At 48.5% G+C, this 16957-nt stretch carries 14 protein-coding genes; 7 read left to right on the top strand and 7 right to left on the bottom strand.

Annotation, left to right across the window (positions count from 1 at the left end; genetic code table 11):
* Positions 1 to 6: 6 nt before the first annotated feature.
* From C942_RS01915 to C942_RS01945, 7 genes are all read right to left on the bottom strand, one after another.
* Positions 7 to 1167 (bottom strand): MalY/PatB family protein, encoded by a 1161-nt coding sequence (locus tag C942_RS01915; RefSeq protein ID WP_007461846.1) that lies wholly within the window; start codon positions 1165 to 1167, stop codon positions 7 to 9.
* Between the two features lie 103 nt (positions 1168 to 1270).
* Complete coding sequence (locus tag C942_RS01920; protein ID WP_007461848.1) at positions 1271 to 2245, bottom strand: alpha-L-glutamate ligase-like protein; 975 nt, start codon at positions 2243 to 2245, stop codon at positions 1271 to 1273.
* 4 nt (positions 2246 to 2249) lie between these two features.
* Positions 2250 to 3755 carry an inactive transglutaminase family protein gene (locus C942_RS01925; RefSeq protein ID WP_007461850.1) on the bottom strand — a complete coding sequence of 502 codons (1506 nt, stop codon included), beginning with the start codon at positions 3753 to 3755 and terminating at the stop codon, positions 2250 to 2252.
* 14 nt (positions 3756 to 3769) lie between these two features.
* Entirely contained in the window at positions 3770 to 4546 is a 777-nt protein-coding gene (locus C942_RS01930) for an ATP-dependent zinc protease family protein (protein ID WP_007461852.1), read from the bottom strand.
* Positions 4547 to 4635: 89 nt separating this feature from the next.
* On the bottom strand, positions 4636 to 5610 hold the full coding sequence (gene cmoB / locus C942_RS01935; RefSeq protein ID WP_007461854.1) for a tRNA 5-methoxyuridine(34)/uridine 5-oxyacetic acid(34) synthase CmoB: 975 nt from the start codon (positions 5608 to 5610) through the stop codon (positions 4636 to 4638).
* A gap of 16 nt (positions 5611 to 5626) precedes the next feature.
* Positions 5627 to 6355 carry a carboxy-S-adenosyl-L-methionine synthase CmoA gene (cmoA, locus tag C942_RS01940; protein ID WP_007461855.1) on the bottom strand — a complete coding sequence of 243 codons (729 nt, stop codon included), beginning with the start codon at positions 6353 to 6355 and terminating at the stop codon, positions 5627 to 5629.
* 175 nt (positions 6356 to 6530) lie between these two features.
* A complete protein-coding gene (locus C942_RS01945) occupies positions 6531 to 7418 on the bottom strand; it encodes a DUF72 domain-containing protein (RefSeq protein WP_036798366.1) in 888 nt (295 codons plus the stop codon).
* Positions 7419 to 7731: 313 nt separating this feature from the next.
* Here C942_RS01945 and aspS point away from each other — a divergent pair, with 313 nt between their 5' ends.
* From aspS to cydA, 7 genes are all read left to right on the top strand, one after another.
* Positions 7732 to 9516: an aspartate--tRNA ligase gene (gene aspS / locus C942_RS01950; RefSeq protein WP_007461858.1), complete on the top strand. Its 1785-nt coding sequence runs from the start codon at positions 7732 to 7734 to the stop codon at positions 9514 to 9516.
* A 171-nt stretch (positions 9517 to 9687) separates the two neighbouring features.
* The gene (locus C942_RS01955) at positions 9688 to 10431 is read left to right on the top strand and encodes a YebC/PmpR family DNA-binding transcriptional regulator (RefSeq protein WP_007461859.1); all 744 of its coding nucleotides are present in this window, start codon (positions 9688 to 9690) and stop codon (positions 10429 to 10431) included.
* Positions 10432 to 10498: 67 nt separating this feature from the next.
* Complete coding sequence (gene ruvC, locus C942_RS01960; RefSeq protein WP_007461861.1) at positions 10499 to 11020, top strand: crossover junction endodeoxyribonuclease RuvC; 522 nt, start codon at positions 10499 to 10501, stop codon at positions 11018 to 11020.
* A 157-nt stretch (positions 11021 to 11177) separates the two neighbouring features.
* Positions 11178 to 12632, top strand: a complete 1455-nt coding sequence (locus C942_RS01965; protein WP_007461863.1) for a methyl-accepting chemotaxis protein — start codon at positions 11178 to 11180, stop codon at positions 12630 to 12632.
* Between the two features lie 100 nt (positions 12633 to 12732).
* Entirely contained in the window at positions 12733 to 13353 is a 621-nt protein-coding gene (gene ruvA, locus C942_RS01970) for a Holliday junction branch migration protein RuvA (protein ID WP_036798369.1), read from the top strand.
* Between the two features lie 13 nt (positions 13354 to 13366).
* Entirely contained in the window at positions 13367 to 14380 is a 1014-nt protein-coding gene (ruvB, locus tag C942_RS01975; protein WP_007461865.1) for a Holliday junction branch migration DNA helicase RuvB, read from the top strand.
* 990 nt (positions 14381 to 15370) lie between these two features.
* Positions 15371 to 16957, top strand: a complete 1587-nt coding sequence (gene cydA, locus C942_RS01980) for a cytochrome ubiquinol oxidase subunit I (protein WP_007461866.1) — start codon at positions 15371 to 15373, stop codon at positions 16955 to 16957.

The raw sequence follows: 16957 nt of genomic DNA on the forward strand, positions 1-16957 counted from the left end.
AAAAAATCACTTGGTAGCAGGCAGTTGCTCGATTGCTGACCGCATGCGCCTCAGAGCCTCACTCAGTGTTTTGCTGTTACAGGCAAAATTTAATCGAACAAAGCCTGAATTACCGAAATCGGCACCGGGTGAGAGACCGACACCAGCTTGTTCAAAAAATTTAAATGGGCTGGCAACTGGCAGTGAGGATGCATCAATCCATGCCAGGTAGGTGGCTTCAATATGTTCAAGAGTCAAATAGGGCATGGCATTGATTTCTTTTTCCAGCGTGTCGCGGTGCTGGCGTAAAAAAGCCAATTGTAAATCAAGCCACGGTTCACAGTGTTCATAGGCTGCCTGAGCGGCGGTAAAGGCTAGAACATTAACATCGGGTATTATGCCTGCTTTGGCTTTCATAAACCGGCGTCGCAGCGCGGGATTGGGAATAATTGCTATAGATGCACCTAACCCGGCAATGTTGAATGTCTTACTGGGAGCGATCAGGGTCACAGAGCGTTGCTCAGCACTCTTATTCAGGCTGGCAAATGGAATGTGCTGCTTTTCTTCATCCAGAATTAAGTCGCAATGTATTTCATCTGAACAGACTAAGAGATCGTGCTGTTCAGCGAAAGTCAGCACAGACTCGAGTTCTTCTCGTGTGTAAACCGTACCGCCGGGATTGAGAGGGTTACAGAACAGCAGCAGTTTGGCGTTTGCGGAGATGTCTGTTTGCTCAAGAGCCATTAGCCAGCGGTGGTTAAGTAACCTGACCGGGGAAATATCCAGAGGCCGTTTGGCAAGCTTGGCGGCGGACATAAATGGCGGATAGACAGGCTTGGGGCTGATCACGCCCTGATGGCTTTCAGTAAGCGCTCTTACCGACAAGTTGATGCCACAGACAAGGCCGGGAAGGTACACGATCCAATCTGGTTCAATTTGCCAGTTATAGCGTTGTTTCATCCGTTCAACCAGCAGGTCTGTTAACCGCTGTGGTGCGGAACCATAACCGAACACACCATGATCAACATGTCGGTGCAGTGCTTCTGTGATTGCATCGGGTACTCTGAAATCGCTGTCGGCCACCCACATCGGGAGGATATCCCGGCCTTTGTATTTATCCCACTTGATGCTGTTGCTGTTCGTGCGGTCAACGTTTTGTTCAAAGAGGGTCTCTATTGAAGGTTGCATCATACTGAATCCGTTCAGAATCTGGTTGGCGGAGTGTTAGGCCGTCGTTTTAATTGCATTAAAAAAGCCCTGATGGGAGACATCAGGGCTTAAGTAATGTTCTTTAGAACTTGGCTCTTACACCAAACTGTTTGGCGGCATAGGCAACTCTTTCTGCCGGAGTCGGGTGTTCTACTGAACTGCCGAGGTTTTCGATATGCCGCAGACGAGGCAGGAGACCGCTTCCGTTGGCGGTCTGAATTGCCAGCCCCGGACGGGCATTGAGCTCCAATACCATCGGGCCTTTGTATTTATCCAGAACCATGTCGGTTCCCATATAGCCAAGGCCCGTCATCTCCCAGGCACTGGATGCCAGGGTCAGGAGCCGTTCCCAGTTCGGGACGGCCAGCTCTTTGAGCAGGCGACCAGTATCCGGGTGGCGTTCAACAGGCTTATCAAACTGAACGGCACGGATTGCCTTGCCTGTTGCGATATCAATGCCGACCCCAACAGCACCCTGGTGAAGGTTAGCCTTACCGTCAGAAGCTGCGGTTGAACAACGCATCATTGCCATCACCGGGTAACCTCGGAAAACGATAACCCGGACATCAGGAACACCTTCGTAGCTGAAGCCGTCAAAGACATCATCGAACTGGATCAGGTCTTCGACCATGGCGACATCGTTTTTACCGCCAAGGGAGAACAGGCCGGCTAGGGTGTTGGTAATATGGCGCTCAACATCCTGTTTGTTCATTTCGGCACCGGATGGCTTAGTGTAAATCCCATCTTTGTGTTTTGTGACAACCAGGATGCCTTTACCGCCAGAGCCCTGAGCCGGTTTAATTACAAAACCCGGCCAGTCTTTCACCATTTCGTGGATGCGTTTGACATATACCTGGCTGTCGATAACACCGATCAGCTCAGGCACGGTTGCCCCGGCACGCTGGGCAATGATCTTCGTTTTCAGCTTGTCATCAACCAGCGGGTACAGGCTACGGTCGTTATAGCGGCCGATATAGCTGTGGTTACGCTGGTTCATCCCCATAATACCGCGCTCACGAAGCTTGAAGGGTGAGGTAAACTGTGAAAACAGTGACATTGGCTTAGCCCTCCGCAAGCGGCTTGAAGCGACGTAGCTCGCTCAGGCGATAGCCGGTGTAGTTACCCAGCATCAGGATCAGTGCCAGCACAATTAGCTGCATACCGATAAAGTTAAAGGTCAGATGGCGAACAAGGTCATTAGTCATTGCCAGGTAAACCAGTACCGCTGTCAGTAGTGAGCCGCCACCCTGAATCATGACTTCTTTCGCACCTTCCTCTTCCCATAGGATCGACATACGTTCGATGGTCCAAGACAGGATGATCATAGGGAAGAAGGTGATGGAAAGCCCTTCAACCAGCCCGATCTTGAAGGCCACCACGGTAAATACCGAGATGATCATGATTACTGTGATAATTACTGCCGATATCCTGGCAACCAGTAGCAGGTTGAGCCGCGACAGGTAACCACGGATGATCAAACCGGTGCCGACAATTAATAAGAAGCCGAGAATACCTGTGAGCAGTTGGGTTTGAACAAAAGCTACAGCAATCAGTACCGGCATGAAGGTACCGGAAGTTTTCAGGCCAATGATGATCCGCAGGAAGACCACAATCAAGGCACCGATAGGTACCAGCATGATGGTCTTGAACATTGCCTGCTCTTCGACCGGCAGACTGTGGATTGAGAAGTTCAGCAGATCTTCTGCCTGTACTTTTTCTCTTGTTGCTTGCTGTGGCGTAATGTCCTGGGCAATGATAGAGAAGCTGATATTAGAGTTACGTCCACCGATAACATCCAGCAGGGAATGGCCTTCTTGGTTCCACAGCATAATATTGTCTGGTTTACCTTCCCGGCCGGAGTACAGATCGAACAGCTGCCAGTGTTCGCTATCCCAGACTTCAACCATAGGTTCAATGCTCTGGCGGCGGCGACCATCTTCAAGCTGCAGCCCGCCAACAATACGTGAATGGATACCTTCCAGTGATAACAGGCTGGTAATGGCTTTTTCGCGACTTAGGTTGTTGAGCAGCAATGAAGCATTCTGATTGTTTTTGTCATTGAACTGTTTGATTAGCTCACGGGCCAGGGTGATATTGTCGGAAGACAGTTTACGGGCCTGTTCCAGAAGCGCCGTTGCAGCCGTTTGTTGCGGGTTGTCGAGGCTGACTGGGGGTGTGTCACCTTTTGGTGGCTCAACAGTGTAGCTAGCCTGGTCGTCAACCAGCATCTGGGTTTTGTAATAGAGGATTTGTTTGCCGGTGGCTTCACGAACAGACCATTCAGCACGACGGCCTGTGTCTGTGTCAATCAGAGCCACGCCGTAACCCGGTGAAGAGGTACTTTCATCAATAAGGGTGAAACCTTGCTGGGTTTCCGGAGCGGCCATAGATACTTTGACCGGATCACCGATAGCATCAAATTCAATACGTGCTTCGAGTTCCCACAGGGCACGCTCTTCACCCGGTGTCCATGGTACGCCGTAGACGTCATGTCGATACATGCTAAGAGCAGCACCGGCAATAACGAGCAAGGTGATTAAAAAATAAAACGGGATTCTTGACGTCATGGCATCCTCATCAATCAGATTTTAGTTTTTTGTATTTTTTGTTCGTTCATGCCCTGAACATATTTTTTACCGACATCCACAAGTGCAATATCTTTAAAGAAATCACGACCTAACAATACTGGGTAGGTCATATGAGAGCGATCTGCAAGAGTGAACTGGGTCTTTTCGTGAAGTTGCCCAAGGTTTACCCATGCTTCGATGACCGGACGACGTTCTGACTGCTCAGTTGTTGACTGACGGATTTTCACCCAGCGCACCACAGGGGCTTCGACAATCTCGGTATCTTTGTCGTTGCCATCAGAAATGTGGTCAAGGTTGAAACGAACCCACTCTTTACCGTCACGCTCGAAAACCTGTAGATCAACGGCGTTCAGCGAAGAGGTTGTAGCCCCGGTATCAATCCTGGCTTTGAAGAAAGTTTGTATAGAGTCTAGCCAAACCCATTCTTCTTCACCCAAAATGACTTTGCCGTGAGCCACTTTAGTATCTGTGGCCGGTGCGACAACGGGAGCAGGGGCTGCCTTGTCTTCGAACGTTTGTTGCGATGCAGCATCATTAAGTTGCTGCGATTGCTGTGCCAGCTCTTCCGAGATAGATGACAGTTCTTTTTCCAGATTGGCAATGTAAGTATTTTGCTCATCAATCTGTTTTATCATGGTCGCAAGCTGAAAGTTGACTCGCTGCTCCATGGTGTTGATGGCTGTCATAGTTTGTTGATGGTCTGCAGACTGCGTAATGGTGCAGCCGGAAAGTAAAGCAAACGTTAAAAGTGGCACACTGCGGCGAAGCATCGTATCTCCCGGTAGTATTTCTAATTTTTCTTTAAGCGGCGATAGTTTAGCGTACAAAAAGGGATGCGAATAGCATCCCTTGTCAAGTCTTAGTCAGGATTTGTGGCTACCAGTATGGCTCGCTTCGGTGCCGGGTAGCCTTCAATTGTTTTGGTAGGGTCTTCCGGGTCCAAATATTCAGGAAGTGAATTATTGGTCATCCAGTCTGTTGATCGTTGTTCATCGGTAGTGGTAACACATTCGTCAACAATACGGACATCAACAAAACCGCATTTCTCCATCCAGACTTTCAGCGCCTTGGCTGACGGGAAGAAATAAACATTGTGCATCTGGGCATAACGGTGAGTCGGAACCAGTACGGCATTTTCATCGCCATCAATAACCAGGGTTTCCAGAACCACTTCACCACCTTTGCGTAGCTGGTTTTTAAGCTGAATAATATGATCCAGCGGTGAACGGCGGTGGTAAAGCACACCCATACTGAATACAGTGTCGAATGCTTTCAGTTCCGGCAGTTGTTCAATACCCAACGGTAGCAGGAAGGCTCGGTTGTCCTGTCCCATCAGGCGCTTAATTGCTTCAAACTGGATCAGGAACAGGTTTGACGGGTCGATACCGACAGTCAGTTCCGCTCCTTCACCCAGCATTCGCCACATGTGATAGCCGTTACCACAGCCTACATCCAGTACGCTACGGCCTTTCAGCGGAGAGATGTGCGGCAGAACGCGATCCCATTTCCAGTCTGAGCGCCACTCGGTATCAATGTGAATACCGTGCATGTTGTACGGGCCTTTACGCCACGGGTGAAGCAGGCGAAGCAAGCTTTCCAGGCGCTTTTTCTCGCCATCGGCAACGCCGTCTTCGTAGCGAACACTAACTTCATTTTTGATATCAATGATGTCCGGCTTGTCGGTCGGGAATTTTTTAAGGGCACGCATCCAGCGGCCCATGTCGCCGTGCTCGGCTTCTTCCCAGTCGCTTAATTGCTTCGGTAGGGTATTCAGCCACGGACGCAGGGTTTCGTGTTGGGCAATGAGCTGATAGAACTCGGAAAAACTAAACATAGTGGAGCGGTATACCTTATTTAATGGCGAACATTGAGCCGAAATTGAAGCACTGGAACCAGACCTCAGTACTGCTGAAGCCGATATTGCTAAGGCGCTGCTTGTGAGTGTCAATGCTGTCAGGACGCATCACGTTCTCGATAGCACTGCGTTTCTGACTGATTTCCAGCTCGCTGTAGCCATTGGCACGTTTGAAGTCATGGTGTAGGTCGATCAGCAGCTCGTGTGAGCACTCATCGTCAAAAATGTATTTTTCAGACAGGATCAGAATACCGCCAGGGCGCAGGCCGGCGTAGATTCTTTCCAGCAGCATCTGGCGGTCGTCAGGTGCCAGGAACTGGAGGGTGAAGTTCAGAACGACGACGGAGGCGTCTTTGATTTCGATATCGCGGATATCTGCTTCAATCACTTGAACCGGCGTATCTGAGCGGTAGGCATTGATGTGAAGGCGGCAACGCTCAACCATGGCAGCTGAGTTGTCAACCGCGATAATTTGACAGCCTTCCTGCTGGATGTGGCGGCGCATAGATAAAGTCGCGGCACCCAGTGAGCAACCGAGGTCGTAAACTTTTGAGTAAGGTTTGGCAAAGCGCTCAGCCAGCATTCCAATTGCAGATATGATGTTGCTGTAACCCGGTACCGAGCGTTGAATCATATCCGGAAAAACTTCAGCTACACGTTCATCAAAAGTGAAATCACCGAGCTTTTCGATTGGCGCAGCAAAAATATTGTCGTGGCCTGCCATTCTCACGAACCTCTTAAAACGTTAAAGAACCTGATCCTTTCTAAGATACAAAGTGTGTTCCGTCACTCTTTGAAAGGTCGCGTATTGTAGTGAAAATGCGGCCGCTTGTCTTTAGTGATTTATGAATAGTTAATTTGTTATCAGCTGCAATTAAGCTGTTTTTAGTGCGGTTTGGCTAAAGCAGCGTGATTTGCGAACTCTTACCATTGAGATCAGGAAGACGAATATCGGGCAGCGTATTAGCTTCACCAAGTTGTCGCTGAAGCTGCTGATACAAACGGGTAGCCAGTTCCGGTGCCTGATTGTTATCCGGGGTGTGGATGAACAGGTAGGGCTGTTTACCATCAGCCAGCCATTGGGGAATGCGTTGAAGCCAGTTGGCGAAAAACGGATCATTACTGTGATCATCCGGGTGACCAATAAAACGAATCATCGGGTTGGTTGCTGTTGCAATGGCATGAACCGGGACTTTTGGTTTCTTCTGGTGGGCATCGATGACTGCTTCTGTGGTTGGCGGTGCCGCAAAGACTGGCCTGCTGTCCATGATGATGCGGTTTGCTCCGTGATCAATTAGCAGGCGGTTCAGTATTTTTTCTTCTTCACCTTTGGCAAAGAAGGCCGGGTGGCGAACTTCGACGCCGCAATTGAGGTGAGATGGCAGCTTTGCCAGGAATTTATTTAAGGCTGACAGGGCATTTGGGCCAAAGTTGGCGGGCAGCTGGATTTTCCATAATCCGGTTTTTTCAGCCAGGGGCTCCATTACCGTCAGGAAATCTGCCACCAGTTGTTCGCAATGCATCAACTGGTTTTGGTGGGTAATCGTTTGTGGCAGCTTAAAGGTAAAACGGAAATTGTCCGGTGTCGCTTCATTCCACTTTTTGACAATCGTGTTAGCCGGGGTGGCATAGAAAGTCGTGTTACCTTCAACAGTATTAAAAGTCTGGGCATATCGTGTCAGTCGCTCGCCGGATTTGCAGCCGGAACCATACAGGCTCTGTTGCCAATGGCTGTGGGACCACATGGCTAAACCAAGTCGAAGTGGAGGTGTCTGCGAACTGGACATATTCAGGCCTGTTTTGCTGGGTTGGGGAAAATATCCGCGATAATCAGTCTACTATTTCTCTATTGTGCTTAGATTGTTTGGAATTAGTCAAAATAATCGGGGATTTTTACTTGATCTCGAGTTGTACCTTTTCCTACATTAGAGTTTTTCTTTATAATACCTCGTTATTTTTGCCTCTCGGCCAGAGCCACCCCCTTGAAATCGGATAAGGAATGAGCGATTCCGGCCGGGATTGATTCAGCCTGTGCATGATAAGTGATTAGCAAACCTAATTCGCTCACAGGAAAGTAAGTAAACAGATCGGGAATTTCATATGCGCACCCAATATTGTGGTCACCTGAACAAGTCCTTAGCAGGGCAAACAGTAGAGTTATGCGGCTGGGTTAATCGTCGCCGCGATTTAGGCGGTCTAATCTTCATCGATATGCGAGATCGTGAAGGTATTGTTCAGGTAGTTGTCGATCCGGATATGAAAGACGTATTCGAAGTCGCTAACCAACTGCGTAACGAATTCTGTATCCGTCTGACCGGTGAAGTTCGCACTCGTCCTGAAAGCCAGGTAAACAAAGACATGGCAACAGGTGAAGTTGAAGTGCTGGCAAACGGCCTTGAAATCATCAACCGTTCAGACGTTCTGCCGCTTGACTTCAACCAGACTAACACTGAAGAACAGCGTCTGAAGTACCGTTACCTGGATCTACGTCGTCCTGAAATGAGCGACCGTATTAAGCTGCGTGCGAAAGCGTCTAGCTTTGTCCGTCGTTTCCTTGATGACAATGCATTCCTGGACATTGAGACGCCGGTACTGACTAAAGCGACACCTGAAGGTGCTCGTGACTACCTGGTACCAAGCCGTGTTCATAAAGGCAGCTTCTACGCTCTGCCTCAGTCACCTCAGCTGTTCAAGCAGCTACTGATGATGTCTGGTTTCGACCGTTACTACCAGATCGTTAAGTGTTTCCGTGACGAAGACCTGCGTGCTGACCGTCAGCCAGAATTCACCCAGATCGATATCGAAACTTCATTCATGAGCGCAGATCAGGTGCGTGAAGTAACTGAGCGCATGATCAATGAAATGTGGAAAGAGCTGCTGAACGTAGATCTTGGCGCATTCCCTGTAATGAAGTTTGAAGAAGCAATGCGTCGCTACGGTTCTGATAAGCCAGACCTGCGTAACCCACTTGAGCTGGTTGATGTTGCAGACATCCTGAAAGACGTTGACTTCAAAGTATTCTCTGGCCCTGCAAACGATGCGAAAGGCCGTGTTGCTGTTATTCGCGTACCAGGCGGTGCTCAGCTGAGCCGTAAGCAGATCGACGAATACACTAAGTTCGTTGGTATCTACGGTGCGAAAGGCCTGGCATGGATGAAGGTTAACGATCGTGAAGCTGGTTTCGAAGGTATCCAGTCTCCGGTTGCTAAGTTCCTGAACGAAGATGTTGTTGCTCAGCTGCTTGATCGCACTCAGGCTGAATCTGGCGACATCATCCTGTTCGGTGCAGACAAGAAGCGTGTTGTTGAAGAAGCAATGGGCGCACTTCGTCTGAAACTGGGTACAGACCTTGAGCTGACAGATACTAAAGCATGGGCTCCGCTGTGGGTTGTTGACTTCCCAATGTTCGAGGAAGACGACGAAGGTAACCTGCACGCAATGCACCACCCATTCACATCTCCACTGGGCGTTAGTCCGGAAGAACTAAAAGAGAACCCTGCGGCAGCGAACTCTAACGCTTACGATATGGTTATCAACGGTTACGAAGTGGGTGGAGGTTCTGTTCGTATCCACAATGCGGATATGCAGGCGACAGTATTTGATATCCTGGGTATCAATGCAGAAGAACAGCAACTGAAGTTCGGCTTCCTGCTGAACGCTCTGAAGTTCGGTACTCCACCACACGCGGGCCTGGCATTCGGTCTTGACCGCCTGGTTATGCTGCTGTGCGGTACTGAAAACATCCGTGACGTGATTGCTTTCCCTAAAACAACGGCGGCAGCATGTCTTCTGACTGACGCACCAAGTGTTGCTAACCCGGCAGCGCTGGAAGAACTGGCAATTGCAGTTCAGGTTGCTCAGAAAGAAACGGAAGAGCAGAAATAAGTTTCTTTCATCTTTTATTAGACTGGCCGAAAGGCCAGTCTTTTTTTAGGCCAGTCTGTATCAAAATCATTGCTGAATTAAATCGGCTTTGTATTAAAACGTATTCATCAGATTGGTATTCATTTGTGAAACTTTAGCCATTTGTTGGCTAATCAGAATCCGGAGTATGTTATGGCAGGTCATAGTAAATGGGCCAATATCAAACACCGTAAAGCGGCGCAGGATGCCAAGCGCGGTAAAATCTTCACTAAGCTGATCCGTGAAATCGTTGTGGCAGCCAAAGAAGGTGGCCCGGAAGCTGACAATAACCCTCGTTTGCGTGCGGCCGTTGATAAGGCGCTGTCAAACAATATGACCCGTGATACCGTTAACCGTGCAATCAGTCGTGGTGCTGGTGGTGAAGGTGACGACAACATGGAAACCGTGATTTACGAAGGTTACGGTCCTGGCGGTACTGCGGTAATGGTTGAAACCATGACTGATAACCGCAACCGTACTGTATCCGGTGTTCGTCACGCGTTCTCTAAAGCGGGTGGTAACCTGGGCACGGACGGCAGCGTAAACTACCTGTTCGACAAGAAAGGCGTGATTTCTTACGCGACAGGTCTTGATGAAGACGCTGTGATGGAAGCGGCACTGGAAGGCGGTGCTGACGACGTTGAAACCAATGATGATGGTTCTATCGACGTTTACACTACGCCGACTGATTTCGGTTCGGTGAAAGATGCACTGGATGCGGCAGGCTTTGAAGCGGTAAACGCAGAAGTAACTCTTGTTCCATCTACTAAAGCAGAGCTGGATGCAGACACTGCACCTAAGCTGCTACGCCTGATTGATGCGCTTGAAGATCTTGATGATGTTCAGGAAGTTTACCATAACGGTGATATTTCTGATGAGGTTGCAGCTCAGCTGTAATCTTGACGTGCAGTGGTTTTATCCGCAAATTGGCAGGTAAAGCATACCGTTATAGGAGCGTGACTGAATGTCAGTCATCTTAGGGATTGACCCTGGTTCGAGGATCACCGGTTATGGTGTGATTCGGCAGGTAGGGCGCAACCTTGAATATCTTGGCAGTGGGTGCATTCGCACCTCTGCCGAGGATATCCCCGGCCGGCTAAAACAGATTTATGCCGGTGTCTCAGAAGTAATCACTCAGTTCCAGCCAGATTTTTTCGCTATTGAAGAAGTGTTTATGGGGAAGAACGCCAGTTCGGCCCTTAAACTCGGCCAGGCGCGCGGCAGTGCTATTGTTGCGGCAGTAAATGCAGGGCTGCCTGTCAGCGAGTATGCAGCCCGCCTTATCAAGCAGGCTGTTGTTGGCTCCGGTGGTGCCGATAAAGCTCAGGTGCAGCATATGGTTTGTTCTGTGCTGAAGTTACCGGGTAAACCTCAGGCCGATGCGGCGGATGCCCTGGCGGTAGCAATCTGTCATGCCCACACTCATAAGACCCTGATTGCAATGGCAGGTCAGGCAAGAGGAGCAAGGCGCGGACGCTATCGTTAACGGCGGTGTGTGTTATTATTCGTTCTATCAATAGCTGTTGGCAGCTGTTGTTAACTTGATCAAAAAAGCAGTCATTGGCTGCTTTTTTCTTTTGTTAACACACACTTATATGAATTATATTAACCAGTGGTCATATAAGGAATAAGGAACGTAGGCAATGACCCCATTGGCGATTTGGCGTATTTTGTTTATGCCATCATCGCATAGCTGGCAAGGAGAACAGGCCCGCTATGTTGAAACACTTCTCTTTTTTACTCTGCTATCTTTCTTTGTCGGTTGCTACAGCTTATTTAAATGGTTCAATCATGAGCATTCGCTGTTAATAATGACATCACTGTTGCTGATAGGTTGCGAACTCATGGCTGGGGTGGTTTTACGCATGCTGCGTTCACCTGAGTTTGCGCTTAACATCGGCTTCCTTGGTATGGTGACCCATGCCATCAATATCGTTTATCAAAGCGGCGGTATTGTCGTTTCGACCCAGGCATTCTGGATGCCGTTGCTGATCATTGCTTTCTTCCTGGCGGCAAAGCCATTGATGGCATCGTTCTGGAGCGTATTTGTAGTCGTTGTTTCCGCATGGATGATAAGTCAGCATTTGTCAGGAGCGGTATTCCCGCACCTTGAGCTGACGGATTCTGCAGCTGCAGCTGAAATCTGGTCCGGGATGATTATGCCGCTGGTGGTGATTGGCATTGCTCAGGCTTATACCGTGAAGCAGCGCCATGATGCGATTGAAGCATCAGAGCAGGCTCAGCAAAGTAGCCAGGCAATTGCTGATAAAGCCCAACAGGGTGAGCAGCAACTATCAGTGGTGCTTGAGCAAGCCAGCGATAATGCCAGCCAGCTTGGACAGGTTGCAGCTCAGTTAGAGCAGCAGTCGCTGAGCTTGCACCAGCAGGTTAATGATCTGAACCTTAACTGTGAATCTCAGGCCAGTGCGGCTGAACAGATGAGCCAGCAGTTGGTGCAGATGACAGAAGGCATTGATGAATCAGACCGTTTCGTAAGCGAACTGAAAGCTCGTAGCGAAACAATCCGTACTCAAGCAGAGAAGAGCTCAGGTTCACTGAATGCTTCAACACAGGCGATCGCCCAAATCCTCAGTAGTAATGACGAGATCATGTCCGTCGCGGATTTGATCACTTCAGTCGCAGAGCAGACCAACCTGTTGGCACTGAATGCCGCCATTGAAGCGGCACGGGCCGGAGAACAGGGTAGGGGCTTTGCTGTCGTTGCCGATCAGGTTCGGGAGCTGTCGGCGAAAAGTAATGATTCTGCCGTCGAGATACGGGCTTTGCTGGAAAAAAGCCGAAATGAAGTTCAGCACGGGCAAGCGGTTATTGAAGCAACGACAACCGAGCTGACAGGTATTATTGAGCAAATTGGCAGTATTTCCGTGGACGTGAACCGTCTGGCGGACATAATGGGCCATCAGGTCGATGCCCTGAAAGAGCTTAATTCAGCCAGTAGTGAAGTGGCAAACAGTGTGGTTGAAACCAACCATGTTTCTGACTCGGTAGCGACACAGGGTGCGCAGCTGGCAGAGCAGGTTGAAACCCTTAAAGGGTTGGCTGACAGCCTTAATGCGGTTGTTTCCTCCAGAAACTGAGTCTTTTAATCCCACCATATTTAATGAAAAAGAGCTGGATATACATCCAGCTCTTTACTATCCTAGAGCCAATTTTGTGAATCAATAAAGAGATATTGTTGTGATTGGCCGACTACGTGGAACCATTTTAGAAAAACAACCGCCTGAAGTACTAATTGAGGTGGGTGGCATCGGTTATGAAGTACAAATGCCGATGAGTTGTTTCTATGAACTACCGGAAGTCGGGCAGGAAGCGGTTATCTCAACACACTTTATTGTTCGCGAAGATGCTCAGTTGTTGTATGGCTTCAATAAGAAGAGCGAACGAGAGCTTTTCCGTGAAGTTATTAAGGCTAACGGTGTCGGTCCTAAGCTGGGTCTGGCTATTCTGTCTGCTATGACGGCGAGCCAATTTGTTCTGAGTGTCGAAAATGAAGACATTACTACGCTGGTGAAAATTCCTGGTGTTGGTAAGAAGACGGCTGAGCGTCTGGTTGTTGAAATGAAAGACCGTCTGAAAGGCTGGGGTGAAGGTGATCTGTTTACTCCGGCACTTGATTCTGCGGCGTCTAATGCTCCGGTTGAAGAGCCAAATGCAGCCAAGGCTGAAGATGAAGCTGTCAGCGCGCTGATTGCGCTGGGCTACAAGCCACAGCAGGCTTCGAAAGTAGTTTCTCAGGTAGCAAAAGCGGATATGACCAGCGAAGAAATTATCCGCGATGCCCTACGTTCTATGGTTTAAGGTGTAGTTATTCATGATTGAAGCCGATCGACTGGTAGCCGGTGATTTTCCTACAACTCGTGAAGAAGAGCTGATAGATCGCGCGATCCGTCCCAAACTGTTGCAGGATTATCGGGGGCAGGATCATGTCCGTGATCAGATGGAAATTTTCATCAAAGCCGCGAAGCTTCGTGATGAAGCCCTTGATCACCTGTTGATTTTTGGTCCTCCCGGTTTGGGTAAAACCACATTGGCTAACATTGTCGCCAATGAGATGGGGGTGAGTATTCGCACTACTTCCGGTCCGGTGCTGGAAAAAGCCGGTGATCTGGCGGCTCTGCTGACGAACCTGGAAGAAAATGATGTCCTGTTTATTGATGAAATCCACCGTCTGAGCCCGCAGGTTGAAGAAGTGCTGTATCCGGCGATGGAAGATTATCAGCTGGATATCATGATTGGTGAAGGGCCAGCGGCTCGCTCAATTAAGATTGATCTGCCGCCGTTTACCCTGATTGGTGCGACAACGCGGGCTGGTTCTCTGACTTCACCTCTGCGTGACCGATTTGGTATTACCCAGCGTCTGGAATACTACAAGGTTGAGGATCTGTGTGGCATTGTTCAGCGCAGTGCTGACTGCCTGGGATTGTCGATGGAAGAAGCCGGGGCCAAAGAAGTCGCGATGCGTTCCCGTGGTACACCTCGTATTGCTAACCGTCTGCTGCGACGGGTCCGAGATTATGCGGAAGTAAAAGGCAATGGCCATATCTGCCCGAATACTGCAGGTAAAGCATTGGATATGCTGGATGTAGACAGCAGCGGTTTTGATTACATGGATCGCAAGTTGCTGATGGCTATTATCGACAAGTTTATGGGGGGACCTGTAGGTCTGGATAACCTTGCGGCGGCGATCGGTGAAGAAAAAGATACGATTGAAGATGTGTTGGAGCCTTACCTGATCCAGCAGGGTTTCTTGCAGCGCACGCCAAGAGGCCGAATTGCGACTCATCGCGCCTATTTGCATTTTGGTCTGGATATACCGGAAAGCTGATTCGGAAGATAAGTAAAAAACGAGGCCCAAGGCCTCGTTTTTTTGTTTTTGCTATTCCCAGAGCACACTAATCGCTCAAAAAAATCCTGCTTCGTTTACATAACTTTGACATCACTTCGGCAATTAAAGGCGCAAATAAAGGAGCAAAGTACTCACAACGGCGATTAGTGGGTCATTATTGACCACTTTTTAGATATTGTTCTTATACAACTCGGTGAAGCTTGGTTGGTAAAGAGCAATAATTTTTTCAATAAAACGAGCCATAACTACTTCCTCAATCATCAAATTCATTGTTGGGGAAACAGCGCATAACCCGCCAAAAAGACGATTTTTACTGTCTGGGCGGCTTCATCTGTTTCTGACGCTGATTATAGATATTTTTCCATCTCTAGAAAGCGATATAAATTTGTATTTCGGATTAGATTTTTTTATGTGATGAGTGGGGTGTTGAGCCCCTAAATTACGTATTAGTCACGGAATTAATGATATTAGAGGTGTAATGCTTCCTCTTAATCAGAGCAAGAAGGCCTGTTTTTTCTAACCGTGATAAGCAAGATGTATGATGATTTAAAAACAGGTTATGAATGGGTGTTAACCGCTATTCATTGGCATTAAAGATAGTGTTTTTTTCTGTTCAAACCTGAAAATATCGAGTATTGAAAAAAGCTTGATCTAAATCAATCAAGAGCTTGGTGTTTAAAAAATGAACTGCTTTTTTTGATATTTATCAAAGCAAAATGTGCGATAAACCCATTGAGCGGCGAGAAGAATGACAGTAATATTAGCAATGACTTTATTAGCTGTAGCTTAACAATAAATTAACTAATTTAGTACACAACTGCAACATACAAAAGGAAGCCATTGATTATTAAAAGATGGTGGCCAGGAAGGTACCTAAATTGCAGTTATAAAGTTGCATTTGCTAAGCCCAACCATCGGTACACTGTGTAGTACTGTCGTCAGTCAGCCTGGCGAAAAAAGGAGTTCTCAATGTTCACTGATATCGTCGAACTATCGCGGTTACAGTTCGCATTAACTGCGATGTATCACTTTTTGTTCGTCCCATTGACTCTGGGGATGGCGTTCCTGCTTGCCATCATGGAGTCTGTTTATGTAATGACCGGAAAGCAAATCTACAAGGACATGACCAAGTTCTGGGGTAAGCTGTTCGGTATTAACTTTGCTCTGGGTGTGGCTACCGGCCTTACCATGGAGTTCCAGTTTGGTACAAACTGGGCGTATTACTCTCACTATGTAGGCGACATTTTCGGTGCCCCTCTGGCTATCGAAGCACTGATCGCTTTCTTCCTTGAATCTACCCTTGTCGGCCTATTTTTCTTCGGCTGGGATCGCCTGTCTAAGCGTCAGCACCTTACTGTCACTTGGCTGGTAGCTCTTGGTTCAAACTTTTCGGCTCTGTGGATTCTGGTTGCTAACGGCTGGATGCAAAACCCGGTAGGTGCTGATTTCAACTTCGAAACCATGCGTATGGAAATGGTTAGCTTTGCCGAAGTTGTTTTGAACCCGGTAGCTCAGGTTAAATTCGTACACACAGTGGCTTCAGGCTATGTTACTGGTGCGATGTTCATTCTGGGTATCAGCTCATACTATCTGCTGAAAGGTCGTGATATTCCGTTTGCGCGTCGTTCTTTCGCTATTGCTTCTGCATTCGGTATGGCGTCAATCCTGTCGGTAATCGTTCTGGGTGACGAATCTGGCTATGAGCTGGGTGATGTACAGAAGACTAAGTTGGCTGCAATTGAAGCGGAATGGCATACAGAAGAAGCGCCTGCTGCGTTTACTGTGTTTGGTCTGCCGAACCAGGAAACGATGGAAACAGACTTCGCACTTAAGATCCCTTACGTAATGGGTATTATTGCGACGCGTTCTTTCGATACAGAAGTTACCGGTTTGCGTGACTTGAAAGTAGAACACGAAGAGCGTATCCGTAACGGTATGATTGCTTACGGTCTGCTGGAGAAACTACGTGCCGGTGAGAAGACACCTGAAAATCTGGCTGCGTTTGATGAAGTGAAACATGACCTGGGTTATGGCCTACTGGTTAAGCCATACGCAGACAATGTGGTTGACGCTTCTGAAGAAGACATCGCAAAAGCTGCTGACGACTCAATCCCTACAGTATGGCCACTGTTCTGGAGCTTCCGTATCATGGTTGCCTGTGGCTTCCTGATGCTGGGTATCATTGGTGCTGCATTTATCCAGTCTTGCCGTCATAAGATCACCGAGAAGCAGTGGGTTCTGAAGGCTGCGCTATACGGTATTCCACTACCATGGATTGCGGTAGAAGCCGGTTGGTTCGTTGCTGAATATGGTCGTCAGCCATGGGCCGTTGGTGAGATCCTGCCTGTATCTATGGCTGCATCTAACCTTGCCGCGTCAGACATTATTACCTCAATGCTGGCAATTCTTGGCCTGTACACTGTGTTCCTGATTGCTGAAATGTACCTGATGATCAAGTTTGCTCGTCTGGGTCCAAGCAGCCTGAAGACAGGTCGCTACCACTTTGAAACTACCGATGCACCACAGAACGTGGTATCGCGTCAGGTTGAAGCGTAA

Origin of the sequence: Photobacterium marinum, assembly GCF_000331515.1 — a bacterium.
Classification (GTDB): domain Bacteria; phylum Pseudomonadota; class Gammaproteobacteria; order Enterobacterales; family Vibrionaceae; genus Photobacterium; species Photobacterium marinum.

Coding starts and splice junctions, on each gene's coding strand:
- C942_RS01915 (WP_007461846.1), bottom strand. CDS start 1,167: ATGCAACCTTCAATAGAGACCCTCTTTGAACAAAACGTTGACCGCACG.
- C942_RS01920 (WP_007461848.1), bottom strand. CDS start 2,245: ATGTCACTGTTTTCACAGTTTACCTCACCCTTCAAGCTTCGTGAGCGC.
- C942_RS01925 (WP_007461850.1), bottom strand. CDS start 3,755: ATGACGTCAAGAATCCCGTTTTATTTTTTAATCACCTTGCTCGTTATT.
- C942_RS01930 (WP_007461852.1), bottom strand. CDS start 4,546: ATGCTTCGCCGCAGTGTGCCACTTTTAACGTTTGCTTTACTTTCCGGC.
- cmoB (WP_007461854.1), bottom strand. CDS start 5,610: ATGTTTAGTTTTTCCGAGTTCTATCAGCTCATTGCCCAACACGAAACC.
- cmoA (WP_007461855.1), bottom strand. CDS start 6,355: ATGGCAGGCCACGACAATATTTTTGCTGCGCCAATCGAAAAGCTCGGT.
- C942_RS01945 (WP_036798366.1), bottom strand. CDS start 7,418: ATGTCCAGTTCGCAGACACCTCCACTTCGACTTGGTTTAGCCATGTGG.
- aspS (WP_007461858.1), top strand. CDS start 7,732: ATGCGCACCCAATATTGTGGTCACCTGAACAAGTCCTTAGCAGGGCAA.
- C942_RS01955 (WP_007461859.1), top strand. CDS start 9,688: ATGGCAGGTCATAGTAAATGGGCCAATATCAAACACCGTAAAGCGGCG.
- ruvC (WP_007461861.1), top strand. CDS start 10,499: ATGTCAGTCATCTTAGGGATTGACCCTGGTTCGAGGATCACCGGTTAT.
- C942_RS01965 (WP_007461863.1), top strand. CDS start 11,178: ATGACCCCATTGGCGATTTGGCGTATTTTGTTTATGCCATCATCGCAT.
- ruvB (WP_007461865.1), top strand. CDS start 13,367: ATGATTGAAGCCGATCGACTGGTAGCCGGTGATTTTCCTACAACTCGT.
- cydA (WP_007461866.1), top strand. CDS start 15,371: ATGTTCACTGATATCGTCGAACTATCGCGGTTACAGTTCGCATTAACT.